This window comes from Paenibacillus sp. J22P277 (genome assembly GCF_059383675.1).
Window position 1 is genome coordinate 104,160 of sequence record NZ_JBXENS010000010.1, and the last position, 24,844, is coordinate 129,003.

Below are 24,844 nucleotides of genomic sequence, written 5' to 3' on the forward strand. Positions count from 1 at the left end.
ATAAGCCGAAATGCGGTCGATTTCAAAAAGACAGCACAATCCGTTATTCACAACCAGGGAGGAAGGCACTATACTAGACGAAGATAATGATAATCAATCTCATTTAATAGGAGCCACTCGACATGAAATTAAGTACCCGCTTTGCGCAGCTTGCGCTCATTGTTTTGCTGATCACCGTTTTGGCCGCTTGCGGCAACGCGAACGACAACGGGGGCAAAGCTACGTCCTCGGCCGATTCCGACACGCAGCAGCCGGCGAACGCCGACGATACGAATACGGGCGCCGATCAAGCCGGGAACGAGCCGGCCGGTACCGCGAACGCGGCTGGCGATGACGCTGTTCGCGTACTGAAGGACGCGATGGGCCATGACGTCAGCGTGCCCGCCCACCCGCAGCGGATTATCGCGCCGTTCCTGGAGGATCCGCTCTCGGCGCTCGGCATGAAGCCCGTCGCGCAATGGGGCGCGGCCGGCGTTCCGCAGCATTATTTGCAGGACAAGTTCAAAGACGTTCCCGTCCTGGACATGGAGGGCGGCATGAAGCCGGAAGAGGCGTTGTCTTACTCGCCCGACTTGATCATCTTCTTGGCGCCGACTTATCTGGCGGACGGCAGCTACGAGCAGTTCGCCAAGATCGCGCCGACGTTCGTGCTGTCCGACAATGAATCGGACTGGCGGGGCAACCTCGAGAAGCTCGGCGCCCTGTTGAACGATGAAGACGCGGTGAAGACGGCGCTGGCGACGTACGACCAGAAGGTGGCGGACGCGAAAACCCAGCTCGGCACACTGCCGCAGGAGAGGACCGCCGTCCTGATGCAGGCCGACGGGGAGAAGGGCTTCAAGCTGTTCGGCACCAAATTCTACGGCGGCGAAACGCTTTATACGACGCTCGGGTTCCAGCCGCCCGCCCTGCTGAAGGGCGATTACGAGACGTATTCGATCGAGAAGCTCGGCGATCTCAAGGACGTCGATTACATCTTCGTCATCTCCGGAGAGGGCCGGGGCAAGCCGCCGGTCGACAACCCGCTGTGGAAGTCGCTCTCCGCCGTGAAGAACAATCAGGTGTTCGACGCCGATTCCGGCCACTGGTTCAACGCCAACCCGATCGCGAACGGGCTCATCATCGATGACGTCCTGAAGGATGTCCATGAATAAGAAGACGACCGCCGACCTGCTGCCTCCCGCTGCGGTCGGCCTTTGTTATAGGCTGCTCGACGTGCGCGTGCTCAAGGACGATCCGATGCGGCCGAGGGCGGAACGGGAATTCATCGAGGCGCCGTCGCATCTGCTGGTCCTGTCCAACGCGAACGGCGGCCGCCTGATCATCGACGGGCGGCTGCATGTCCTGCGGCCGGGCTCGCTGTTCGTCTGCGCGCCGGGCCAACTGATCGAGTGGACCAATTACGCGGGACATCCGCTGGAACTGTTGCTCCTCTATTTCCATGCCTACGCGCCGCCCGGCGAGGAGTCGGCCGAGGCATCCAAGGCGCTGCCGCCGCGCTTTCCCTTCCTCGGCGAAGCGACGATACCGTCCGGCATGTCGGCCGGACAGCTCTTCGGTTCCATCAGCGGCGGTTGGAGCCAGGCCTCGGCCTCGGGCCGGCTCCGGTGCGAAGCCGGGCTGCTGGAGCTCCTGAGCCTCGCGCTCGGCCATCAGGAGCGGCAGACCGAGCTGGCGCTCGAGTCGGCCCGCATGGAGCTGGAGCGGCAGTACGCCAGCGAGATCACGATCGTGGAACTGGCGAAGATCGCCGGACTAAGCCGCTTTCACTTCATGCGGCTGTTCAAGGAGCGCTTCGGCAAAGGCGTCATGGAGTACCGGACCGAGCTCCGGCTGACGGAAGCCAAGCGCTTGATGAGCGAGGCGGGCCTGCCGCTCGCGGAGATCGTCGAGCGGATCGGCTACACGAGCGAGAGCTACTTCAGCAGCCTCTTCAAGAAGCAGGTCGGCTTCGCGCCGGCGGTCTACCAGCGCAACCAGAAGCGGAGCATCGCCGCTTACAGCTGGATCAATATCGGGCAGCTGCTCGCGCTGCGGACGATACCGTCCGCGGCGCCGATGGACCAGTATTGGACGGACCATTACCGGAGCAAGTACGGCTACGAGGTCAAGACGCGGCTAAGTCATCATTACGACTTCAATCTTGGCGCGCTGAGGCTGGCCGGGCCGGACCGGATCGTCGGCATGAGCGAGCTCGTCCCTCCCGAGGAGCAGGGCAAGCTCAAGGAGATCGCGCCGTCGTTGTTCCTGAGCTGGAGGGACGGCTGGCGGAGCCATCTGACGAGCCTGGCGGCTTTCCTGAAGCGGGAGGAGGAAGCCGCCGCCTGGCTGAGGCGTTACGACCGTCAAGCGGCCGCGGTCCGCGACCGATTGGCGCCACTCGTCGGCCGAGACGCGGTGCTGGTCCTCGTCGTCACGCGCCATCGGTTGTCGGTCTGGGGACGCAGAGCCGGCACGGTGTTGTACGACGATCTTGGCATGGCGATTCCGGCCGCGCTGGTCGAGGTCGATTGGGAGCAGCCGCTCGAGGCCGCGGAGCTGGCCGGGATGCATGCGGACCGAATCGTGGTCCATGTCGAGCCGAATGCCGCGGCAGCCGCAAGGTGGAACGGCCTGTCCCAGTCGGAGACGTGGCGGAAGCTGCCTGCCGTGCATGCCGGCCGCGTGCACGCGGCCTCCGGCAGCGCGTGCTTCGAATCGCCGTGGAACGAGCATGCGGCCGATCCGATCGGTCGTCTCCTGCACGATGTTCCGCGCATATTCGGCCTCCGCGGGTGAACGGCTGCCCGGGAGAGGGAACGATCGCGCAGACGAACGAAAACAAGGCTCGCGCCGCTTGATCGATCAAGCGTCCGCGAGCCTTTTCCGTTTGCACAACATTCTCGATGAAAAACGCGCTTCAAGATCAGATGCCGGCCGGTTCCGCGATCGCGCACGAGGTATAGGCGGTCTATCGCCGTCGCGCGCCGTCCGTTGAGGCAGTCCGCCCTGCAAGGCGACTTCGGAGCAGGAAATTCACTTCGGCACGGCTCCCCAAGCTTCCGGAGGCACGTCCCGGACATGCTTGGCGAACATCCAGGGATGCCCTTCCGGATCCTCCGCGACGTATTGCCGTTCGCCGTATTCCGTCACGTTGAGCGCTTCCGAGATGCGGGCACCGGCTGCCAGCGCGCGCTCGTAATGCGCCTCGATGTCCTCAATGAACAGCATTAGGTTCTGCGTGCAGCCGCCGATTCGGGCCGGGCTGGCCGCGGCTTGGGTTAAACTCTTGAGCATCACCCATGCGTCTCCGCGACGGATCAGCGCGCCGTGGAGCGTCCCGTCCGGCAGGCTGAAGCGGTACTGCTCTTCGAAGCCGAAGGCTTCCTGCAGCCAGTCCAGCGCCGCGGCCGCGTCTTCGTAGTAGACATGGGGAAGCATGACGTTCATCGGTACGGATCGATTGTGCAGCATGATGGGCACCTCCGCTAATTTCTAATCGGAATCAGCATAACAGAGGCAGGCTGCAGCAGGCAAAATATTCCTTATAATCAGGGCTGAAAACAAGAAAAAAACCATCCCGCGAAGGGATGGCTTAGTTGCCGTGGAACTCCGTGCCGTGCGGCGTCAGTTCGGGAATTCGCCCAGATCCGAACCCTGCAGAATCGCGAGCACGATCGCAAGAATCGCGAGCACGAGCGCGGGCACGACTTGGCCGAAGCTGTCTTTGGCGCGAAGGTGGGCGATGACCGCGCACACCATGATGAAGCCGATGCCGATGGCCGCCCACGCGGACCAGCTGGTCGTCCAGAAGCCGACGACGAGACCGGCGACTCCGACCAGCTGCAGGAGTCCCGTCAGTACGCGGAACCATTGCGGCAGTCCGAGTTTATTGAAACTATCGACTTGCATTTTGACGCCGGCCACTTTCGTGAAGCCCGAGAACAAAAATGCAACGGCCAGCAAAATTTCGATTACGATAGCCATAATGGCAATCCCCCTCGTTTTTCGGGTAATCCCGATATAAGCAACATGTGTTGCGTAAGTTATGATATGATAAAGATACGCAAGGAACAACCGTCAATATTCCGGTTTTATCGTTTACGCGACATTATCGCCGTTTTGTCAGGAAACTCGCGCTTGTTTGCAGGCAAAGGAGGGGGAGTCTCATGGAGGAATCAAAGCTGGATCCGCGGGTATCGCGCACGCGGCAGCTGATCATGGACGCGTTCAGGGCGCTGGTCATGCAGAAGGAAATCAAGGACATCACCGTCGGCGACATCACGGGGCGGGCGAAGATCAACCGCGCGACGTTCTACGCCCATTTCGCGGATAAATACGCGCTGCTCGATTCGACGTTCGAGGGCATGTTCCGGGAGGGCATCATGCAGAAGCTGCAGTGCCATGCCGAGTTCAGCCGTCAATCGCTCACGGGCATTATCGAGACGCTGTGCGAGTTCCATCGGGAATTCAGCACGCAATGCCAGAAGAATTACGATTCCATGGGGCCGTACATGGAAGTCAAGATTAAGCAGATGCTGCAGGAAGTGCTCTTTCACCTCATGGACAAGCGGGACAGCGGCCCGAGCGCCGGCTTTGGCGCCGAAACCGCGAGGACGGGGGCGACGATGCTCGCGTGGAGCTTATTCGGGATTACGCACGCCTGGAACGCCGGAGGGCGCAAGCTGCCGCCGGACGAACTCGCCGCGCACGCCCTAACGTCGCTCGCGCAGTCGATCGGGGAACTGGACGGCGCTGCGGTTACCGCGTAACGCGGACGACCGGCTGCGGCACGATAGCGCGCGCGATGCCGAACATCAAAAGGAGCTGCCCCGAAGGTCACGGGAATGACCGGGGGCAGCTCCTTTTATTCCTTCATGGACGGATTCCTGCAAAAGTGCATCATTTGCTAAGCAAGGAGACCCGAAGGAGCAGAATTGCTGTACATCTACAGCAATACGCACCTCCGCAGGGGCATCGGGAGCTTAGCTCGCGAAATTCCTGCAGCATTGCAGCCATGTTTGTTTCAAAAAGGGAAGTCGTCGTAAAATCCTGCAGAAACGCAGCATTTTAAACGATACCTCTCACCAGGTCAAGGGGCCAGAATTCTTGGGCGCGCTCCTCTTAAAGCACTTCCATGCGCGCGCGCCGAAGCGGCCGCGTTCCGTTCCTCAGCCTTGGTAGAAATTGCGGTCCCAGCGATGCGCCTTGAGCTTGGCCAGCTTCTCCGGGGACAATCCTTGTCCGTCGCCGACCTTCATGTTGCGCTCGACGTTGCCGACGGTGCGCATGCCCGGGATGACCGTCGAGACGGCCGGGCTGCTCAGCACGTAGCGGAGCGCGGTTTCCGCCATTTCGTCGACGGAGATGCCAAGATCGGCGGCGATGCGTTGCACGCGGTCGTACACCTCTTGCTTGCGGTCGCCCCGGAAGTAGTTGCCGCGGAAATCGCTCGCGTCGAACGTGGTGTCCGGCGTGATCCGGCCCGTCAGGCCGCCTTCGTCGAGCGCGACGCGGACGATGACGCCCACGTTATGCTTCTCGCACGCTCGCAGCAGCCCGTCTTCCGGGCTTTGGTCGAATATATTGTAGATCACCTGAACGGTGTCGACGAGGCCGGTTTCGATCAATTGAATGGCGTTGCTTGCTTGGTGGTCGTTGATCGATACGCCGAAATAGCGGATCTTGCCTTGCTCCTTCAGCTTTTGCACGCCTTCCGCCCAATCGCCGCGGCCGACCCATTCGTCGGACCAGACGTGGAACTGCTGCACGTCGATCGTCTCCACGCCCAGGTTGCGCAGGCTTGTCTCCGTGCTGGAGATGACGTGGTCCGCGGGAAACGCGTCATCCGGCGAGATACCGGACGGAGCCGGCCATTTGCCGTTCTTCGGCGGGATCTTGGTGGCGACGTAGATCGGCTGCGATTGCGCCTTGACGACTTGGCCGACCAGGCGTTCGCTGTGTCCGGCGCCGTATCCCAATGCCGTGTCGATGAAATTAAGACCGAGCTCGACCGCTCTGTTCAGCGCCTTGAGCGACTCGTCGTCGGATGCGCCGATCCAGCCGGATTTGCCGATGCCCCATGCGCCGTAGCCGATCTCCGAAATGTTAAGGCCCGTTCTGCCCAGCGTTCTATAGTTCAAGGTTCGTTCCTCCTCGGTATGGTAGGTCTGGTGTGGTGGTTGCGCTGCAGGCTTGGCTGCGCGCTTAAGCTTCGGTTGCGTAATTCCGCCAAGCGTGCTTCGGCTGCCAGCCGAGCAGCTGCTTGGCTTTCTTGTTGCTGAGCAGCGATTCGAAGCCGTTCAACGGCTCTCGGAATTCGGCGACTTCCGGGAATTGCTCGGCCAGCAGCTGCCGGCTCGGAATCGCCATGCTCGTATCGTCCGCCGCGAGATTGATCGCGACCGAGCCGAGCCCGTCCTTCTCGATCGCCAATTGGCAGGCTTCCGCGATGTCCCGCGTGTCGACGTAGCTCCATAGGATCCGGTCGCGTTCGGCCGAGTTATGGATGAAGGACGGGAACTGCTCGTACCGCTCCGGCGGAATGACGTTGCCGATCCGCAGCGAGACGACCTGCATGCCGGTGCGGCGGTGGAACATGTCCGCCGTCTGTTCGTTCACGACCTTGGACAGGCCGTAGCTGTCCTGCGGCAGCTGCGGATGGTCCTCGTCGACCGGCACGTAGGACGGACCGAAGCGGTTGACCGCGAACACGATGCCGTAGGACGATTCGCTGGAGGCGATGACCGCCTTGCGGATGCCGAGGCCCGCGGCCGCTTCGAGGATGTTGTAGGTCGACATGACGTTGTTCTCGAACGTGACTTCGCTGGTACGGATGTGCGCGGCCGGAATCGCCGCCAGATGGACGACGGCGTCCGCGCCGGCCAGCGCTTGATAGACCTCGCCGAGGTTGGTCAGATCCGCCACGATCGTCGGACAGAGCCATTCTTGCGGACGCACGGTATCCACGTTCACCACTTCGTATTGCTGCTCGACGAAATGCTTGACGACCCAGCGGCCGAGCATGCCGCTTCCGCCGGTTACGACGACTTTTGCCACTTGCTTGTCCTCCTTTGATGCTGCGTTTGCTTCCTTATGCTAGAATGCCCTCGATCTTCGATATTACGTCCGCGGACAGCGCGAGGCCCGAGGCCCCGGCGTTCTCCGTGACCTGCTCCGGACGGCTCGCGCCGATGAGCGCGCTCGAGACGTTCGGCTGGCGCAGGATCCAAGCGAGCGCCAGCTGGCCGATCGTGATATCGAGCTCGGAGGCGATCGCGGTCAATTGCTTCACTTTGGCGATCTTCTCCTCCGTGATGTTGCTCTTCATCCGGTCGATCTTCGCCGCGCGACTGCCTGCCGGGATGTCGTTAGCCGAGCTGTATTTGCCCGTCAGCAGGCCTTGCGCAAGCGGCGAGAAGACGACTTGTCCGATGCCGTTCTGCTCGCTGATCGGAATGATGTCCTTCTCGATGTAGCGGTTGAACATATTATAAATCGGTTGGTTGACGACGATGCGGTCCAGCAGGTAACGGTCCGCCGCGGCCAAGCCTTCGGCGATGTTCGCCGCCGTCCATTCGCTGATGCCGGCATAGAGCACCTTGCCTTGGCGAATCAGGTCGTCGATGGCCCGCAGCGTCTCCTGCACCGGCGTCTCCGTATCGAAACGGTGGCAGTAGAGGATATCCACGTAATCCAGGCCGAGCCGTTTCAGGCTGGCGTTCGCCTGTTCCGTGATATGCTTGCGCGAGAGGCCGCGGTCGTTCGGGCCGTCGCCCATTTGACCGAACACCTTCGTGGCCAGCACGTAGGATTCGCGGGGATAGGCCCGCAGCGTTTCGCCGACGACGATTTCCGCTTCGCCGCGCTCGTACACGTTGGCCGTATCGAAAAAGTTGATGCCCAGATCGTACGCGGTCTCGATCGATTTCACCGCGTTTTCCTTCTCCACGTAGCCGCCGTATGTAAGCCAGCTCCCAAGGCTGATCTCGCTTACCTTCAGACCGCTGCCGCCCAATCTCCGATAGTTCATGGTTTCAAGCCTCATTTCATCCGATTGTAAGCTTTGTGAAAGCCCACTCTAAGTATAGAGTTCCCCCTAGGGAACCGAAAGTAGTGAATATATGTTCAATTAATGATACGCGGTATATCTACTATACTTTGATGACGCGAAAATAGCGCCGCGCAGGTGCTTCGTGGTCGCGGCGGTGGATCGAACGCCCGGCCGTCTACAGCCGTCAAGCGCTGAGAATCGGCGCGCGGCGGATAAGGCAAAGGCCGGGAATCCCCGCAAAAGGGACTCCCGGCCTCTCTGCTGTCGGCATCGGTCGAGGCCCGGCATCGACTTAAACGCGATCCAACCGATCAGCCTGCGGCGTCCGGCATCGACCGGGCCAGCTTGACCAGCAGCTGCGCCAGCATATGCCGCTCGCCTTCCGTGCCGGCCTTCCACAGCTCCCGCAACAGATATTCCTCGCGGTTGCGAGGTTCTTCATGCTCGGCCAGATACCCGGCCACCTTTTGGGCGATCCCGGCAAGCTGTTCATCGCCGAAGCCCAGGTCCCTGGCCATCTCGACGCGTTTGGCCAGATAGGCTCGGAAGGCGTGGAAGTCTTGCGGGATCGGCTCTTCCGTGCCGCCGCTCATCGCCATTACGGCCATGGCGACCTTTTCCGTCCGGACCTCCCGGTCCAAGCCGAAGATTTGATCGTTTCCGTTCATTGCGCATACCTCCTTGTTTGAATGGCCATGCAGGCAGCTACTCTCCTTGTTACCCGGGGCGTTCGGGGACGAATCCGCCGCGGCGGCACGGGACACCGCCGCGAAAGGGTTGCCGGCTTTTCAGGGTGAACGAAAATCTTGGCCGAATGCAGAGCTAAAAGAGAAGCGCGAACGTCTAATGAATAGAAGCGGACGCAAACGTTGAAGCGGGTGATGATGATCATTGATCGGGTGAAGCGGGCTCGGAAGGGCGACGAAACGGCGTTTTTGGAGCTGTTTCAGCATTACGAAGCTGATTTATACCGTATGGCGTATATGTATCTGGGCAATCCGGAGGACGCGCTCGACGTCGTGCAGGAGACGGCCTACAAGTCGTTCAAATCGATTGCGGCTTTGAAGAAGCCCCAGCATTTTAAAACGTGGTTGATAAAAATAGCCATGAGCTGTTCTGTCGATATGCTTCGCAAACGCAAGCAGGAGGCAGCTTGGAAGCCTGAGAACTACGACGCCCTGACGGTCGGTTACGATGGCGACATTCCGCTGGCGCTTTCCCTTAAGGCGTGGATCGAATGTCTGAACGCGGACGAGAAGCATGTCATTCTTCTGCGGTTTTACTATGATTTCACGATTCGCGAAGCCGCGGAAATTATGGACGTTCCGCTTGGAACGGGCAAGACGCTCTTGTACCGGGCTTTACGGAAATTGAGGCAGCGAGCGGAGGAGGACGAATATGCGTGATAATAAGGTAAGAGAACGACTGCATGCGGTTCCGATTCCCCCGGAGCTCCACGAACGAAGCCGGCTCGGCGTGCGGCAAGCTGCCCGGGAGCGACATGAAGTCTTACGGCGAAAACAGGGGCGAATAAGGCGCAGGGTGATCGTCGTTGCAGCGGCGGGTAGCATTATATTGGCTGCGCTGCTCATGAATCATTCGAGAGTATGGGCATCGATTCAGCGGGCGCTTCAATTCGTGCCGGGTATCGGAGTCATTGAGGACAACGGCGCGAATGTGCCTCCGGAGAGATATATCTTGAAACAGCCGGTATCGCTGAAGATCGGGGAGGGGTCCATCCTGGTCACGGGATTCCAATCGGATGAAGAGATGACTTACATCACGGTGGTCGGGAAGAATGCGCCCAGACTCGGAAGTGTGATTTTGATTAACGAGCAAGGCGAGTCTTTCCGGGTAGATCGGTCCATGTCCATATGGGGTTCTTCCGATTGGACCGCGTCGTTCTGGCATAAGGGCAAGCTGGACTTGAAAGGGAATATCGAACTGCGCATTCCGTCGGATCCCATCATAGAACTGCCTGTACGTCTGGAGAGGGCTTCTTCCTACGCCAGCTATGCCGATCTGGGAGAGACTGCAACGGTCAACGGACTGCCGATTACCGCGATTGTCGACAGGCAAGGGGACAAGGCAAGAGTTACGCTGGTTACGCCGCCGCGGAAATCCTTCCGGATGCGCGATTATGGCTTGTTCGGCGTCTACATGCATGCCGATGATCTAAAACTTAGGGTAGTCGACGACCAAGGACAGCAAGCACCGATCGAAATGATTCCAGGGTTAAGCAGCCCGGCAGACGAATTCTATTTTCCGTTGTCGGAGCGAGCGAAGAACTACTCTTTGACGCTGCCGGAAGTCAGTGTTACCTACAACGACGAAGAGACAATTCGGATCCCGGCGGTACCGAACGCACATCTTGAAAGGCAATTCGACCTCGCCGGGTTTCCCGTGACGATTACCAAGATTGAACGGGACTCGGACAATTCGGCAGCGCTTCGAATATACGTGGATTTGCATTATGATGCGCGGGCGACGACCTCGCTGTACGAGTTTCGTATAGATGGCAGCCCCATGACGAAACTAAACGAGCAAACGGGAGCGATTGAATTTTTCGTGTACACGCCGGAGCTTGGCAGCAAGCAGTTGAAGCTTAAGATGACGGAACCTTCCGTCGTTATTCGAGGACCGTGGACATTTCACGTATCGGCGGAAGAGCTTAAGAACGGCACAATGGGAACGAAAAGCCCTTAATGGCAAAAAAGGCGGATGCGCACTTGCGCATCCGCCTTTTTGAGTTACGCTAACTTTTTTAACCTGTATATCGAGGTGCCTATTCCGCTTGCTGCAGCTGCTCGATCTCGGCCTTGTACAGCCCGAGGAGCTTGGACAGCGCTTGTTTGATCGCCTCGGCGTCTTTGGAGTCGGCCGCTTTGCTCAGCTCGAATTGGCCTTCGAGGAGCGGGCTGTCGATCGGAGTCGCTTGAATCGCGATCGTTGCGGGCTTGCCGTCGGCATCCTTGAGATCGCCGCCGATCGTGATGTCGCCGCTTGTAACCGTAACCGCTTGGGCGGGCTTCGCCTTGATTGCCTTAAGGTCTTCCGGCGTAAGGTCGCGCACCTTTTGCAGCTTGCCGTCGCCGATCTTGGAGACCGAGATGGCGAGCGGCTTCGACGTCGTCCGGTTGGCTTGCGTCAACTCGGTTCCGCTTACCGCCGTCCCCGTTACGGTTACGGCTTGTCCGGCAATCTTAACGTTCTCGGGAAGCGGAGCGGAGGTCACCGTGAGCGTTACGTTCTTGACGAGCTTGTCGAATGCCGCGAGCGTCTTCTCCCACTCCGAGACCGTATCCGGCGCGTATTGCTTCGCAAGCGCCAGGGGATCGACGAGCGCGACGGCTTTGCCGGCGACGACGTTGCCCGCGTCCGGAAGGGACCAGCCTTCGCCTGCTTCCGTCAGCGCGGCCGTATAAATGTTCGACAGCGGGGCGGTTGCGGCATTCGCGGCCAGCGGGCTCGCGAAGGCGGACAACATGAGGGCGACGGCGGCGATTTTGGTGACGGTACGTTTGTTTTGCATGATACACACTCCTAAGGGGTTATTTGTTCTTGCAGTTCCCATACTACCGGGCAAGTGTGGCAGGCCATTGGTGAAATTGTGGAAAAACGATGGCACGGCCCTATGCGCCGAGTTCGAGTTGGTATAATGGGAGGGAGATGCGCGAAAGCGGGAGGTGCCACCTTTGAACGAGTACATGATCGCCGTCGTGGACGACGATTCCAATATAAGAGGCCTCGTGGAGGCGTATTTGCATAAAGAACGATTCCAGACGATCGGACTGGGCTCCGCGGAGGAAGCCTGGGAGCTGTGGCGCAACGATCCGCCGGATCTGTGGGTGCTGGACATCATGCTGCCCGGCATGGACGGGTACGAGCTGTGCCGGCGCATCCGCAGCGAAGCGGACGTGCCCATCATCATGATTTCCGCCAAAGACAACGAAGTCGACAAAATTCTCGGGCTCGAGCTCGGCGGCGACGATTATCTCGTCAAGCCGTTCAGCCCGCGCGAGCTCGTCGCCCGCGTGAAGCGCCAGCTGCAGCGGTGGTACAAGCTGCGGCCGGCCGACGACCCGGCGTCGGCACAGGCGGCATCGGCCGCGCAGCACGGCGTGGACGTCGGATCGCTGCGCATGCTGCCGGACGAACGGCGCGCGTTCCTCGGCAAAGACGAGCTGGATTTGACGTTCAAGGAATTCGATTTGCTGCGGGTATTCGCAGAACATCCGAATCGCGCGTTTACGAGGGAAGAGCTGCTCGTGCTGGTATGGGGCGACGATTATTTCGGCAGCGACCGCGCGGTGGATCACCTCATTAAGCGATTGCGCAAGAAAGCCGACCAGCTGCCGATCGAGGCGGTCTGGGGACATGGGTACCGACTACGATCCGGTGGAGGGGAAGAAGCATGAAGCTGCTGCATCAAATCAACCTGGCCTTCGGCCTGCTGCTTATCGTCGTATTGGGCGTCACGGCGGTGTCGATTCATTTCGTGTTAATGGACCATTTCATCTCGACGCAGAAGCAGGAGCTGCGGTCGATCGGCACCACGATGGCGTCGACGCTGGCCGGTCAAGCCGGCCCATTCGCGGCGGTTCCGGGCAGTATCGCCGTCACCGCAACACCGCTTGCGTCCATGAACGTGGCGCTCGCCGCTCCTCAGGGGGTCGAAGTCTACCTGGCGGACTCGAAGGGCAAGGTGCTGCAGAACAATCATGCCGTTCCGCTTGCCGGAAGCGCCGTTCAGGGCCACTGGATATCGCAGACCACGCAGACCGCCGCGAACGTGAACACGATCACGAAAGCGGCCAAAGCCGACAATTATCTCGTCAACGTGAGCGCGGTCCCGCAGGGCACGCTGACCTTGATGACGCCGCTCAGCAAAGTCCGGGCGGTCGAGCAGGACCTGCTCGGCCGGCTGCTGATCGTGCTCGGCATCGGCGGCGCGCTCGCGCTGCTGCTCAGCCTGCTGATCACGCGGAAGCTTATCCGCCCGTTGATGAAGCTGCGGGAAGAGCTCAAGAAAGTCCGGGAGCGGCAGTTCGGCGAGGTCGGACTCGTGAAGGCCGGCGGGGAGATCGGAGCGGTGGCGCGGACGGTGTACGAGCTGGCCGGCGAGCTGGAGCGCCACAACCGCGCGCAGAAGCAATTTTTCCAGAACGCCTCCCACGAGCTGAAGACGCCGCTCATGTCGATCGCCGGTTACGCGGAGGGCATCCGCGACGGCGTGTTCGAGGGCGAGGGCTCGCGCAAGGGGCTCGACATCATCCTGAGCGAGAGCGGCAGGCTCACGAAGATCGTGACGGAGATGACCCTGCTGGCGAAGCTCGACAGCGAGGAGGATATCTTCCAAACGTCCTCCGTGAGCGTCCGGGAGATCGTGACGGAGACGATCGAGCGCATCAATCCGCTGCTCGCCGCCAAGGGGTTGGAGCTTCGCACGGCGTACCAGGAAGGGGTGCAGGAGCAGCGGCTGACGGTCAGCGCCGACCGCGACAAGCTGCTGCAGGCGCTGCTGAACATCGTGTCGAACGCGGCGCGCTACGCGAATCGCGCCATCGTCATCGAAGTCGGCATCGGAGGGGGCCAAGTATCGCTTGCGGTCGCCGACGACGGCAAGGGCTTCCCGGAGAGCCTGCTGCCGCATCTGTTCCACCGGTTCGTGAAAGGCAAGGACGGCGAGACGGGGCTCGGGCTTGCGATCTCGCGCGCGATCGTCGAACGCTGCGGCGGCCGGATCGCGGCCGGCAACCGCGCCGCCGGCGGGGCGGTGATCTCGCTGAATTTCCCGCAAGCGCATCCGGGCGGAGCGTGATCGGAGCGCAGGCGGAAGCGGGGACTCGCGCACGCGGCGGCAAGGGGCTGTCGCCGATCGTCGCGCAGCAAGGAAAGAAAGACGAAAAAGGCCGGAATGCCCGCGGGGGCGTTCCGGCCTTTCGTATGCGATCAGGCAGCTTGCATCGGGCAAGCGGGCGGGATGCGCCCGGTTTGTCCGGTTATTTTCCGGACGGCTTGACCGGAATGTCGAGCGAGACGCCGGCCTTCAAGCCCGCCTTCTCGTCCAGGTTGTTGTGCTTGGCCAGGAAGCCGACGTAATCGCCCGATTGATAGAACTGCACGGAGATCCGGTACAGCGTGTCGCCGGGGCGAACGAGGTAGGTCGCCGGCAGCTTGACCTCGGAATAGTCCGCGGTATCCGGTTTGCCCGAACCCGATCCGGCGCCTGCGGTCAGAGCCGGAATCTTGATGGTGTCGCCGACCTTCATATCGTTGACGAACACGATCTTGTTGCGGTCGGCGAGGAAGGAGACGTACTGCTTGGAATGATAAAATTTCATGGAAATCGTCGACAGGGTGTCTCCCTTCCGGACGACGTACGTCGTCGGAAGCTTGGCGTCCGAATGCCCGGACGATGCCGGCGCTTTGATTCCGGTATCCGTTTGCTTCGGCGGGGACGCTTCGCCCTTGCCCGGGTCCGTCTTCGCCGGCTCGCCGCTGCCGGGCTCGGCGGGAGCTTCCGATCCGGCGCCGCTGCCTGCGCTGCCGCTGACGCCGTCTCCGGCCGCCGCATCGCCGCCGGAAGCGCCGTCTCCGCCTGACGCCGCATCGCCGGCTGGCGCGTCCGGTGCATCGGACGGATCGTTCGCTGAGCCGCCGTCGGCGTTCCCCGACGATACCGGGGTATCCGGATCATTCGCGCCGGCCGCGTTCGAACCGCCCGCATTCGTTTGGTCTTGCGGCGCGCCGTCGCCGGCGTCCGCCGTTTCATTGCCGGCCGGCGGCCGGGCAGCCTCAAGCTGCTTGTCCCCGGAATTTTTATGCGAAGAATAAATGCTGAATAAGACGACGCAAAGCACGATGAGGAAAGCCCCCGTCGCCAGCAGCACGCCGCTGGACCCGGCTTTCTTCTCTTTCGCGCGCACGGTTCTGGACCGGCGGCTGGTTTCTGTCGGTTTGTCGTTCTGCATGATAGCCTCCCCTTCGCGCATGATCTCTTAGGATTCGACTGCTCGGATTCGCCTTCGATTCTACTGGGCGCAGCTTCTATTTTACTATAATTTCCCGGCCGACAATATTAGACCCGGAAAATCAGGCCGTTGGCCCTATTAAGCCTGGCGCGGTCGCCGTCGACGGGGAGGCGCAACGGCAAAAAACCGGCACTTAAGTGCCGGCTTGACCGATGCGTCGAAGGATACATCCATGAATGCGGCCCCAAGAACGTCGATAAGCGAAATCCGTCGCCATGGGTCGAACGGTTGGCCTGCCGTTCAATCGCGGACGCCGCGGCATACCGTGGGTACGACGGCCTCAAGCCGTAACCGTCTTGAAGTAGCGGTACACCTTGGCCAGCTTCTTGGCTTGCGCGCCGCCCTTGACTTCCATCCGGCCGAATTCGAAGAACTTCACCTTCTTGATGCCGACGAAACGAAACAAGGCTTTGCGCATCAGCACCTTGTGCGCGTCGTGCAGCCAGAACAGCGGATAGAGCGCCGGACCCTTCATCGTCGAGACGCAGACGACGGATTTGTTCTTCAGCAGCCCCTCCGGCAGGAGGCCGCCTTTGTCCCGGTACGCGAAGCCGGAAGCGAACAGCTGGTCGACGTAGCCGAGGAGCATCGCCGGCGGGCGTCCCCACCAGATGGGATAGACGAAGACGATCTTGTCGGCCCACAGCAGTTGTTCCCGGTAGACCGCGAGCTCCGGATCGGCGTGCATGTCGCGTCTGCGCTTCTCCCCGTTGAAGACGAGCACGGGATCGAATCCGGCCTCGTACAGATCGAGCACCTTCACGTCCTCGACGGCCGCGTTTTCCCCGCTGCCTTGGACGACCTGCTGCAAAAACGCATAGCTCAGGCTTTCGTGGGAAGGATGGGTATAGATGACGAGCAGTTTCATTTTCTCCACCTCATTAGTTATCATTTGATAATTAAACAATAACATCGTCTTCTATAGTTGTCAATTGATAATTATTAAATGATAATTGTTTTTTGATAAACGATTTGTTATCGTTACGAATAAGAGGTGAGTTTGGCATGGATCGGAAAGCGTTGTTTGACCAGGCGGTCGCGTTCATCACGTCGGTGCATCAAGTGACCTACGAGATGACGAAGGACTTTGCCCTAGGAGACATTACGCCCGTTCAATACGGGATATTGGAATATATCGCGGTCGCGCAGCCGGTGACGCTCAGCCAGGTCAGCGACTGCAAGCATATCTCGATGCCCAACACGAGCCGGGAGCTGAAGAAGCTGACCGACAGAGGGCTGTGCGAGAAGATCGACGCCCCGGACGACAAACGCAAGCAATACATTCGGCTGTCCCCGGATGGGCAGGCGTTCATGAACGCGGCGTTCGGGCATATGGAAGGGCAGTTCCGGATCCGGCTCGCGACTGCGACGGAAGAGCAGCTGGAGCAGCTGTCGGCGGCCATGGGGGTCCTGCAGGCGAGCTTGTTCCGGGAGAAATCTTAGCTGGCCGGGAATCGAGGCGGCCGGAGGGGGCTTGCGCTTGAAATAGCGCGGAACGCAGGTGAAGGAGTGCCCGGCGTAGAATAACGGTGGAGAATGAACCGGCGGTTCTGCCGTCGGCGAAGAGGAGGCTAACCCGAGCATGAATCAAGCCCATGATCGCCATCGACCGTCCATGACCTCGATCGCCCCGTGGTTGTCGGTGCGCAACGCGGCGGCGGCGCTGGATTTCTACAAAGCGGCGTTCGGCGCGGAAGAATTGTATCGCCTGGACGACGACGACGGCAAGCCGGCGATCGCCGAGCTCGCCATCGGCGGAGCGGGTTTCTGGTTGCAAGAGGATCCGGATTCGAGCCCCGGGCCGGAGGACAAAGGTTCGGTCCGCATGATTCTGACCGTGGGCGACCCGGACGCCGTATTCCGGCAAGCCGTCGCAGCCGGCGCGGCCGAGCTCGTGCCCGTCGGCGAAGGCCATGGCTGGCGCATCGGGCGCATCGCCGATCCGTTCGGCCACCACTGGGAGATCGGCCGGCGGCTTGTTTGAATGCGGAAACGAAAAAAACCGGTCTTCTCCCTTATGGAGATAGACCGGTTTTTCGAATCGGGGCTTCGTCCGCGCGTCGGCGGACAAGCCGGTTGCGCAATCTACTTCCGGCGTCTCACGCGGGGGCATCGCGCCGATACCGATAGCCGGCGCGAATCGCTTCATGGAGGTCCGGTTATTTCGCGTTAGTCCGCAGGAAACGGATGATCTGATCGCGATGATGATCGTCGTGATTCGCGAACTCGGGAATGAGCATGTCCAGCGAATAGTTCAGCTTCCTCGCATACCATTCCTCCGGCATTTCCAGCAGCTCGGCGACCAGCTGCTCCCGCGTCCTAATCGTCTCCGCGAGCAGGGCCGATTGCGTGATGCCGAACTTCGCATAATCCGACGCTTGCCGGTTGTACGCGTCCTCGTCCGGGAACCGTATCGCCCCGCCTTGCCGCGCGGCGGGCAGGATCGACGAGATGATATGGCGATCCCAGTTCGCGAGATGCGCGATGATCTCGGCGATCGACCATTTCCCGGCCGCGATCGGTTTCAGCCATAGATCGGGATCGAGATCGTTCAATGTCATCGCCCAAGCGGTAAAATCCCGCAAGTGTCGAATCGCAGAATTATCGGCCATCGTAATCGCTCCATTCTGTTTCCCTGTCAGCCAGGGGTCTCTTGCATGACTATATCAGGCATAATTGGACAGCAGTATGTCATATTAGAGTTCGCGCTCAAATAAAAACAGCCTTCGTCCGGATCGTTCGCCGGATTAAGGCTGTTTAACGTGCGCGGACGGCCGATCGGTCGATGGACTGGCGTGGGGTTCCATGCAGGACGTCGCAGGACCGGCTTCGGCGCCTTCAGCGCGTCCTGCAGAGCCGGAGAATCTCTTCCCAGGCAATGGCGAACCGTTCGCTGTCCTCTTCGAGCAATTCGGCGCCCAGCTGGATGTCGATATAGACCAGCGGCGTGATCGCCTTCAGGGCGTGCTTGGCGCCGGCGGGGATGCTCAGCACGTCTCCCGCTTGAATCCGGGCATGCGCGGCATCGAGGATGAATTCCCCGGTTCCGGAGAGCACCGTCCAGGTTTCGTCCCGCTTCCGGTGCAGGTGATAGCTTGTATTTTTCCCGGGCAGCATGGCGATCTTCTTCGTGAGGGCCTCGGTGCCCATGCCCGTCTTCGCATGGTCCAACACGCGGTAGGTTCCCCATCGTTTCTCCCCGCTGGCGGGCTTGCCGCCGCCCGGCAGCAGCTGCTTGATTCGGCTTGCGCCGTCTTTGTCGGCGACCAATATGCCGTCCGGGCTCGCGGCCACGATAATGTTCGAGAGGCCGATGACGTGAACGGGGTACTCCAGCTCATTGACCACGTGCGTATGAAGAGAATCGCTCGATATCTCTCCGCGTCCGACGACGCTGCTTCCCAAATACTCCGTCAGCACGCGCCAATCGCCCAAATCCTTCCAACCCATATCGTAGGGAATGACGACGCATCGCCTCGTTTTCTCCGCGATCTCCACGTCGAAGCTGGCTTCGGGAAGCCGGCCGTAGCAGGCGAGCAGGCTTTCGTACTCGGCGGGCAGCCCCTTGCGCCGCAAATGGGCGAGCATGACATGCAACGGGAACGCAAACACGCCGCAATTCCACAGCGCCTGCTTCTTCATCAGGAGGAGCGCCTCCGCCTCGCCCGGCTTCTCCACGAAGCGGGCCACGGGTCGATAATCCTTCGCCTCGCCGCCACTCGCATCCGGCGGCTGCGGCACGATGTAGCCGTATTGGCTGGACGGATGTCCGGGCGTCGTGCCGAGCAGGGCCAGCTCCGAGCCCGATCGGGCCAGGATGCCGGGGAATTCGCGAAGCAGGCGGAAAAATGCCGCTTCCACGAACAGATCGGCCGGCATCACGCAGATCGTCTCATCCGCGGCGGCCAGCCCCTTCGCATGCAAGTAGCTTGCGGCCAGCGCAGCGGCCGTGAAGGTCCCTCTGCGATGAGGCTCCGCCAGGAACGCGATTCGATCGCCCACTTGATGCTGCGTCAGCTCCGCTTGGCTCTCGTGCGCGACGATGGAGGCGAGCGGAAGCAAGCCCGCCTCATCCAGCTGCCTGCAGATCCGCTGCAGCATGGATTCCTTGCCGCCGTCTTCCGAGGGCAGGAGCTTCAAAAACAGCTTCGAGCGAATCTCATTGGATAACGGCCACAGCCTCTTGCCGGAGCCGCCGCTCAATAGAACAATCCGCACGTACATCCCTCCTCACTCAAGGTTGGAGCGGCCTCTGGCGGGCGCTTATTTTCGCGTATACCCTTTGCGTTTATGGAACGAGATCGAGCGGTATTTCTTGGCGAGCGTCTTGATCCGCTTCGGCGTGACGCGCGCGACGTTCGTCGACAGGCTCTTGTTGAGCGCCTTCCGGAGCGCGAGTCCGCTTGGATTTTGGGCATAGAGGAAATTGCCGTACGTTTCGAATTCGGAGAAGGCGAACTGCTTCGAACGGTCCATTTTCTTCAGGATCGCCGCATGCCAGCTCATGCCGTGCTTGGATGCGATGGTCCTCTTGAGCTGCCGGAGCTTCGCGTTCTCGAACAGCATGTAGTGGGTGACGAAGGACGAAGGCGAGGCTGCTTTCTTGCCCAGCAGCTTCTTGTAGGTTCTGAAGTATTCGGGCTGGCTCCAGTTCCGGCAATAGAAGAGCGTCCGGCCGCCGGTTCTGAACGCATGCGGGCGAATGAGCACGGTGTCGGCGTCGATCGCCAGGAAATACTTCGCGGAAGACAGCCTATCGCCGCTCATCTTCAATAATTGCTGGAACAGCCAGCCGGACCGTTCCCATTTCTTCGAGCGGTAACGGATGGTTTTCTTCGTGATCGGAAGAACCGTGTTTTCATTGACGAACGCGCAGCCTTTCCGCTTGCACAGCTTCCGCATCCGCGGCCGGTTCGGAGCGACGATCATGATTTTGCCGAGGGGATGCTTCACTTGCTTCCGGACGGCGTCGATGACGTAGGGGAGCGTGGACAAATCCTTCTCGATCGCGGGGATCAGGACATCTATCGTGGTCTTGCTGCTGATTTTGCTCGTGATGGGGGCCGGCATAGTTTCATCTCCATTTGGTCAAGGAATGGGATCATGATATGCGGCCGCGGGATAAAAGGACATCGGGGGAAACCGGGAGGATTCGGGAGAAATCCTGCCGTCCGCGCGGAAAAACGGCGGAAACCGGGAAAGGGGAGCGAGCGGCTGCCGGAAAAGTTAGGCATCCGTGGCGGCCCTATTTTCCGAATGCCGAAGCGGCGTTCAAGGGAAGCCAACATTTTTGATTGACGTTGAGAATCATTATCAACTACAATCATTAGAAAAGGATTGTCCCCGCGCGGGATGTTCCTATTCGACACAGACTGGAGATTCGGAATCGTGAAAACCATCGCGCAACAACACCCTCAGCACGAACCGGCGGAGGCTCCGCGGGAGGAACCCGCCGAGGCGCTGAATCGGATCTATTCCCGTCCGCGGACGGCCATGCTGGTCATCTTCTTCGGCCTGCTCCTGCTCGCGGCGGGCGTCGGCATATCCGTCTCGTTCGGCGCCGCGGACATCGGCATCCTGACGGTATGGGAGGCGGTCTTCCGCTATAATCCTGATCTGACCTCGCATCAGATCATTCAGGAGCTGCGACTGCCGCGGGTGCTCGGCTGCGTCATGGTCGGCGCCAGCTTCGGCGTATCCGGGGCCATCATGCAGGGCATGACGCGCAATCCGCTGGCGGACTCGGGCCTGCTCGGCTTGAATGCCGGCGCCGGCTTCGCGCTCGCGATCTGCTTCGCGTTCTTCCCGGGACTGCCGTATACATACCTCATTCTGTTCTCCTTCGTCGGCGCCGCGCTTAGCGCCGCGATCGTCTTCGCGCTCGGCTCCGTCGCCAAGGGCGGGCTCACGCCCGTCCGGCTCGTGCTTGCCGGGGTCACGCTGTCCGCGCTGTTCACGGCGTTCAGCGAAGGATTGCAGTTGTATTTCCGCATCGGCCAGGACATGGCGTTCTGGTTCGCGGGCGGGGTCGCGGGCACGAGATGGATGCATCTCAAGATCATGTCGCCCTGGATCTTCCTCGCCCTGGCCGGCGCGTTTGCCCTCTCGCGTTCCGTGACGCTGCTCAGCCTGGGCGAAGACATCGCCAAGGGGCTCGGGCTGCGCTCCGGTCCCGTGAAGGCCGCCTGCACCGTCATCGTCGTCGTCCTCGCGGGCTCCGCCGTCTCGGTCGTCGGCGCGGTCTCCTTCGTCGGCCTGCTTGCGCCGCACGTGGCCCGCAAGCTCGTCGGCATCGATTACCGGTGGATCATCCCGGCGTCCGGCGTGCTGGGCGCGGTGCTCGTCACCTTCGCGGATCTCGCCGCGAGAACCGTCCATCCGCCGTACGAGACGCCCATTGGGGCGCTCATCGCGCTGATCGGCGTTCCTTTCTTCCTGTATCTCGCGAACAAGGAAAGGAGGGAGCTGTAGCCGATGCGCACGATCGAACTCACGTCCGCCGAGCTGCGCAGGCGCAAACGCAACGTCATTACCGTGGCGGCGCTGCTCGCACTCATCGTCTTGGCTTTCATTCTCAGCATGAACACGGGCTTCATCCGGTTATCGCCGCTCGACCTGCTGCGCACGCTGTTCGGCTCCGGCACGGATCAGCAGCATCTGATCCTGTTCGACTTCCGGCTGCCGCGAATCGTCATCTCGGTCCTGATCGGCGCGGGGCTCGCCGTCTCCGGCAGCGTGCTGCAGGCGATCTCGCGCAACGCGCTCGCCGATCCCGGGATTCTCGGCATCAATGCCGGCGCGGGGCTGGCCGTGCTGGTGTTCGTCGCCTTCTACTCGTCCGCGGCTTCCGCGCCCGCATACCTGCTGCCGATCTTGGCCTGGGCCGGAGCCGGCGTCGCGGCGCTGCTCGTGTTCATGATTTCCTATCGCAAGCATACGGGCCTGTCCTCGAACCGGCTGCTGATGAACGGCATCGCCATCAACTCCGGCATCTCCGCGCTGACGATCGTCATCTCGCTGCGGCTCAATCCGGAGCAGTTCCAGTTCGTCTCGACCTGGATGGCCGGCAGCATCTGGGGCAAGGACTGGAACTTCGTCATGGCGCTGCTGCCCTTCATCGTCGTGCTGCTGCCTTACGTATTCTACAAGGCGCATACGGTCAACGTGCTGAGCCTCGGCAATTCCATGGCGACGGGACTCGGCGCGTTCGTCAACCGGGAGCAGCTGCTGCTGCTTGCGGCGGCCGTCGGCCTCGCGGGCTCGTGCGTCGCGGTGAGCGGGAGCATCGGCTTCGTCGGGCTCATCACGCCGCATCTCGCGCGGCGCCTGGTCGGCGCGCGCTTCCAGATTCTGCTGCCGACGACCGCGCTCGCGGGGGCGCTGCTCGTGCTGGTGGCCGACACGCTCGGCAGATGGGTGCTCCAGCCGTCGGAGATTCCGGCCGGCCTGGTCGTCGCCGTCATCGGCGCGCCGTATTTCCTGTACCTGCTCGTTCGCTCCAAAGGCTGAACCCCGAAAAATCCGGACATGCGGCCGCGTCCGTTTGTCGGCCTTGTTGCCCCGGCTCTTTCTCGTGACGTTCGACAATGACCCGGACTTCGTCAAGGAGGTCAGCGAGAGCAGCCTATGGAAGAACCTCCCGGCCGTGAAGAACGGCAAGGTGTACGCGGTCGACGGAGATCTGTGGTTCTCCTACGACGTCATGTCGTTCAGCGCCCAATTGGACGACGCGATCAAGCTTCTCGGCAAATAATAGCGATCCAACGAACCAAAGTTCTCCGGCCGCGGCCGGAGGACTTCTTTCTTTATTGCGAGACAACGAGGTGGTGGAATCATGGTACCGGTGATATACGTCTGGACCGGAACCGACGACTGGGTCCGCGAGGAACCCCTCTCGCTGACGGCGCAGCTCGCGGGAGCGGTAGACTGGATGACGCGGCGGAACGGGCTTCGTTCTTAATAGGCAACGTTCAAAACCTTCTTCGTTCATGAACAACGCATCGTTAAAAAAACCGTCTTCGCCCCGAATCCGTTCATTCCCCGTTCATATTGGCAGGGTATCTTTTTCACGAACCCAACGGTTGAGAGCAGGCTTAGGCCTTGATAATTTTGACACAATGTTTAAATTGACAGTCACTATTATTTTATATAAACTCTCACTGTAGAAGGAAAGCGAAAGAGGAGGCTGCGGTTTTGACCAGAACGAACAATAAGGCGCTTATCGTCATTGGTTTGATTATCGGTATTATATTTTCGGAGCTCGACGAGACGGTCGTCAGCACGGCCATGCCCACGATCATCCGCGATCTGAACGGATTGTCGCTGTACGGATGGGTTGCCGGCATCTACATGCTGACGATGACGTCCTTCATGCCGATTCTCGGCAAGCTGGCCGATCTGTACGGCCGCAAGAAAATTTACATCCTCAGCATGAGCTTGTTCATCGCCGGTTCGATCGTGAGCGGCTTCGCGGAGAACATGCCCGTGCTGCTGCTGGGACGCGGCATCCAAGGGATCGGGGCCGGCGGGCTGATGCCGCTTGCGATGGTGATCTTCGGGGACACGTTTACGGTTGAGCAAAGGGCAAAGATGCAAGGGATTTTCGGCGCGATCATGTTCGTGCCGCAGCTGCTGGGACCGCTCATCGGCGGGTATTTGACCCAACATATCTCATGGCATTGGATCTTCTGGGTTAACATTCCCGTGGGCATCGTGGCTGCGATCGTGCTCTCCGCGGGCTTGCGGGAGTCCACGGGCAACAAAAGCGCGAGCATCGACTGGGCGGGCGCGTTCCTGCTCGTCTGCTCGATTGTATCGCTGCTGCTGACGCCTGTGCTGCACGAGACGGAGGGCTATGCCTGGAGCTCGCCGACGCTGATCGGCCTGTGGACGCTCGGCGCCGTGCTGTTGACCGTGTTCGTCTTCGTCGAGCGGAAGGCCAAGGAGCCGATCCTGCCGATGCATCTCTTCAAGAACCGGACGTTCGTCGTCCTGTCGCTCATCGTGTTCATGCTCGTGCTCGGGGTCATGGGATCGTTCGCTTCGTTCCCGTTCTTCGCGCAGAACGTGCTCGGCCTGACGCCGATCGCATCCGGCTACCTGACGCTGCCGCTCATGGTCGGCGCGATCCTCGCGAGCGTCGTCTCCGGACGGCTCATGACGAAGGTGCCGTACCGCAATATTTTCGCCGTCTCCATGCTGCTGCCGGCGCTGGCCTTCTTCCTGATGACCAGCATCGACATGCATACGAAGATTATCGCGCTCGTCGGGTACTTCGTTATTCTGGGGCTCGGCTTCGGGGTTTTATTCAACAATAATCTGATCGTGCAGGAATCCGTCGCCAAAGAAAACAGCGGCGTCGCGCTGACGTCGGTCACCCTGTTCCAATCGTTCGGCATGACGATCGGCGTCAGCATCTTCGGCAGCCTGCTTGCCGCCAATATCACGTCGGGCATCGGCAAGCTGGCGGGCGATATGCCGGCCGACAGCGCCCAGCAGCTCGGCAACGCCGCGCAAGGCGGCATTCCGCAAGGGCTCGACCCGGGCTTGGCAGAGCAGATCAAAGGCGTCTTTTCCAACGCATTCCAGCATCTCTACTGGGTATCGTTCGTCTTTGCGATCGTCGTGGTCGTCATCTGCCTGTTCCTGAAGCGGGAAGTGCTGAACGTCTCGTCCGGCAAGGATCAAGAGAAGGATAAGGACAAAGAAGCCCAATCGCCGGCCGCCGTACTGGATGCGCAAAGCTAAAGCTTGTACAATGGGACGAAAGAGGTGATGC

At 60.7% G+C, this 24,844-nt stretch carries 26 protein-coding genes; 14 read left to right on the plus strand and 12 right to left on the minus strand.

What is annotated here, in order from left to right:
• Positions 1–122 precede the first annotated feature (122 nt).
• Both AC50YL_RS31485 and AC50YL_RS31490 read left to right on the plus strand, forming a co-directional pair.
• On the plus strand, positions 123–1,154 hold the full coding sequence (locus AC50YL_RS31485) for an ABC transporter substrate-binding protein (RefSeq protein ID WP_494837284.1): 1,032 nt from the start codon (positions 123–125) through the stop codon (positions 1,152–1,154).
• Positions 1,147–2,778 carry a helix-turn-helix domain-containing protein gene (locus AC50YL_RS31490; RefSeq protein ID WP_494837285.1) on the plus strand — a complete coding sequence of 544 codons (1,632 nt, stop codon included), beginning with the start codon at positions 1,147–1,149 and terminating at the stop codon, positions 2,776–2,778. Before AC50YL_RS31485 ends, AC50YL_RS31490 begins: the two co-directional genes overlap by 8 nt.
• A 237-nt stretch (positions 2,779–3,015) precedes the next feature.
• Here the strand turns inward: AC50YL_RS31490 and AC50YL_RS31495 are convergent, their stop codons facing one another.
• A complete protein-coding gene (locus AC50YL_RS31495) occupies positions 3,016–3,453 on the minus strand; it encodes a VOC family protein (protein WP_494837286.1) in 438 nt (145 codons plus the stop codon).
• Between the two features lie 153 nt (positions 3,454–3,606).
• Positions 3,607–3,966, minus strand: a complete 360-nt coding sequence (locus AC50YL_RS31500) for a DoxX family protein (RefSeq protein ID WP_494837287.1) — start codon at positions 3,964–3,966, stop codon at positions 3,607–3,609.
• 182 nt (positions 3,967–4,148) lie between these two features.
• Between AC50YL_RS31500 and AC50YL_RS31505 the strand changes: the two genes are divergently transcribed.
• Complete coding sequence (locus AC50YL_RS31505; RefSeq protein ID WP_494837288.1) at positions 4,149–4,751, plus strand: TetR/AcrR family transcriptional regulator; 603 nt, start codon at positions 4,149–4,151, stop codon at positions 4,749–4,751.
• A 399-nt stretch (positions 4,752–5,150) separates the two neighbouring features.
• On the opposite strand, the gene AC50YL_RS31510 is transcribed toward AC50YL_RS31505, so the two are convergent.
• The 4 genes from AC50YL_RS31510 to AC50YL_RS31525 form a co-directional block, all read right to left on the minus strand.
• Positions 5,151–6,122, minus strand: a complete 972-nt coding sequence (locus AC50YL_RS31510) for an aldo/keto reductase (RefSeq protein ID WP_494837289.1) — start codon at positions 6,120–6,122, stop codon at positions 5,151–5,153.
• A gap of 64 nt (positions 6,123–6,186) precedes the next feature.
• Entirely contained in the window at positions 6,187–7,038 is an 852-nt protein-coding gene (locus AC50YL_RS31515; protein ID WP_494837290.1) for an NAD-dependent epimerase/dehydratase family protein, read from the minus strand.
• A gap of 34 nt (positions 7,039–7,072) precedes the next feature.
• A complete protein-coding gene (locus AC50YL_RS31520; RefSeq protein ID WP_494837292.1) occupies positions 7,073–8,011 on the minus strand; it encodes an aldo/keto reductase family protein in 939 nt (312 codons plus the stop codon).
• 332 nt (positions 8,012–8,343) lie between these two features.
• Entirely contained in the window at positions 8,344–8,700 is a 357-nt protein-coding gene (locus AC50YL_RS31525; RefSeq protein WP_494837293.1) for a DUF3243 domain-containing protein, read from the minus strand.
• A gap of 210 nt (positions 8,701–8,910) precedes the next feature.
• On the opposite strand from AC50YL_RS31525, the gene AC50YL_RS31530 reads away from it, so the two are divergent.
• Entirely contained in the window at positions 8,911–9,438 is a 528-nt protein-coding gene (locus AC50YL_RS31530; RefSeq protein ID WP_494837436.1) for a sigma-70 family RNA polymerase sigma factor, read from the plus strand.
• Positions 9,439–9,622: 184 nt separating this feature from the next.
• A complete protein-coding gene (locus tag AC50YL_RS31535) occupies positions 9,623–10,738 on the plus strand; it encodes a hypothetical protein (protein ID WP_494837295.1) in 1,116 nt (371 codons plus the stop codon).
• Between the two features lie 79 nt (positions 10,739–10,817).
• Here the strand turns inward: AC50YL_RS31535 and AC50YL_RS31540 are convergent, their stop codons facing one another.
• Positions 10,818–11,564, minus strand: a complete 747-nt coding sequence (locus tag AC50YL_RS31540; RefSeq protein ID WP_494837297.1) for a hypothetical protein — start codon at positions 11,562–11,564, stop codon at positions 10,818–10,820.
• A 163-nt stretch (positions 11,565–11,727) separates the two neighbouring features.
• On the opposite strand from AC50YL_RS31540, the gene AC50YL_RS31545 reads away from it, so the two are divergent.
• Both AC50YL_RS31545 and AC50YL_RS31550 read left to right on the plus strand, forming a co-directional pair.
• The gene (locus AC50YL_RS31545) at positions 11,728–12,450 is read left to right on the plus strand and encodes a response regulator transcription factor (protein WP_494837298.1); all 723 of its coding nucleotides are present in this window, start codon (positions 11,728–11,730) and stop codon (positions 12,448–12,450) included.
• Entirely contained in the window at positions 12,447–13,853 is a 1,407-nt protein-coding gene (locus tag AC50YL_RS31550) for a sensor histidine kinase (RefSeq protein WP_494837300.1), read from the plus strand. Before AC50YL_RS31545 ends, AC50YL_RS31550 begins: the two co-directional genes overlap by 4 nt.
• A 181-nt stretch (positions 13,854–14,034) precedes the next feature.
• Here the strand turns inward: AC50YL_RS31550 and AC50YL_RS31555 are convergent, their stop codons facing one another.
• Both AC50YL_RS31555 and AC50YL_RS31560 read right to left on the minus strand, forming a co-directional pair.
• On the minus strand, positions 14,035–15,006 hold the full coding sequence (locus AC50YL_RS31555) for a LysM peptidoglycan-binding domain-containing protein (RefSeq protein ID WP_494837301.1): 972 nt from the start codon (positions 15,004–15,006) through the stop codon (positions 14,035–14,037).
• Between the two features lie 340 nt (positions 15,007–15,346).
• Positions 15,347–15,934: an NAD(P)H-dependent oxidoreductase gene (locus AC50YL_RS31560; protein ID WP_494837302.1), complete on the minus strand. Its 588-nt coding sequence runs from the start codon at positions 15,932–15,934 to the stop codon at positions 15,347–15,349.
• A 137-nt stretch (positions 15,935–16,071) separates the two neighbouring features.
• Between AC50YL_RS31560 and AC50YL_RS31565 the strand changes: the two genes are divergently transcribed.
• Positions 16,072–16,509 (plus strand): MarR family winged helix-turn-helix transcriptional regulator, encoded by a 438-nt coding sequence (locus AC50YL_RS31565; RefSeq protein WP_494837304.1) that lies wholly within the window; start codon positions 16,072–16,074, stop codon positions 16,507–16,509.
• Positions 16,510–16,648: 139 nt separating this feature from the next.
• Positions 16,649–17,050, plus strand: coding sequence for a VOC family protein (locus tag AC50YL_RS31570; protein WP_494837305.1), 402 nt, complete (start codon positions 16,649–16,651; stop codon positions 17,048–17,050).
• A gap of 175 nt (positions 17,051–17,225) precedes the next feature.
• Here the strand turns inward: AC50YL_RS31570 and AC50YL_RS31575 are convergent, their stop codons facing one another.
• From AC50YL_RS31575 to AC50YL_RS31585, 3 genes are all read right to left on the minus strand, one after another.
• On the minus strand, positions 17,226–17,678 hold the full coding sequence (locus AC50YL_RS31575; RefSeq protein WP_494837306.1) for a DinB family protein: 453 nt from the start codon (positions 17,676–17,678) through the stop codon (positions 17,226–17,228).
• A gap of 226 nt (positions 17,679–17,904) precedes the next feature.
• Positions 17,905–19,284 (minus strand): sugar phosphate nucleotidyltransferase, encoded by a 1,380-nt coding sequence (locus tag AC50YL_RS31580; RefSeq protein WP_494837307.1) that lies wholly within the window; start codon positions 19,282–19,284, stop codon positions 17,905–17,907.
• 45 nt (positions 19,285–19,329) lie between these two features.
• Positions 19,330–20,136, minus strand: a complete 807-nt coding sequence (locus AC50YL_RS31585) for a DUF6492 family protein (protein WP_494837309.1) — start codon at positions 20,134–20,136, stop codon at positions 19,330–19,332.
• Positions 20,137–20,454: 318 nt separating this feature from the next.
• Here AC50YL_RS31585 and AC50YL_RS31590 point away from each other — a divergent pair, with 318 nt between their 5' ends.
• The 5 genes from AC50YL_RS31590 (at position 20,455) to AC50YL_RS31610 (ending at position 24,813) form a co-directional block, all read left to right on the plus strand.
• Positions 20,455–21,537, plus strand: coding sequence for a FecCD family ABC transporter permease (locus tag AC50YL_RS31590; RefSeq protein WP_494837310.1), 1,083 nt, complete (start codon positions 20,455–20,457; stop codon positions 21,535–21,537).
• A gap of 3 nt (positions 21,538–21,540) precedes the next feature.
• Entirely contained in the window at positions 21,541–22,575 is a 1,035-nt protein-coding gene (locus tag AC50YL_RS31595; RefSeq protein ID WP_494837312.1) for a FecCD family ABC transporter permease, read from the plus strand.
• Between the two features lie 34 nt (positions 22,576–22,609).
• The gene (locus AC50YL_RS31600; RefSeq protein WP_494837313.1) at positions 22,610–22,819 is read left to right on the plus strand and encodes a hypothetical protein; all 210 of its coding nucleotides are present in this window, start codon (positions 22,610–22,612) and stop codon (positions 22,817–22,819) included.
• An 81-nt stretch (positions 22,820–22,900) separates the two neighbouring features.
• Positions 22,901–23,026 carry a hypothetical protein gene (locus AC50YL_RS31605; RefSeq protein ID WP_494837314.1) on the plus strand — a complete coding sequence of 42 codons (126 nt, stop codon included), beginning with the start codon at positions 22,901–22,903 and terminating at the stop codon, positions 23,024–23,026.
• Between the two features lie 233 nt (positions 23,027–23,259).
• Positions 23,260–24,813 (plus strand): MDR family MFS transporter, encoded by a 1,554-nt coding sequence (locus AC50YL_RS31610; RefSeq protein ID WP_494837316.1) that lies wholly within the window; start codon positions 23,260–23,262, stop codon positions 24,811–24,813.
• Positions 24,814–24,844: the final 31 nt, after the last annotated feature.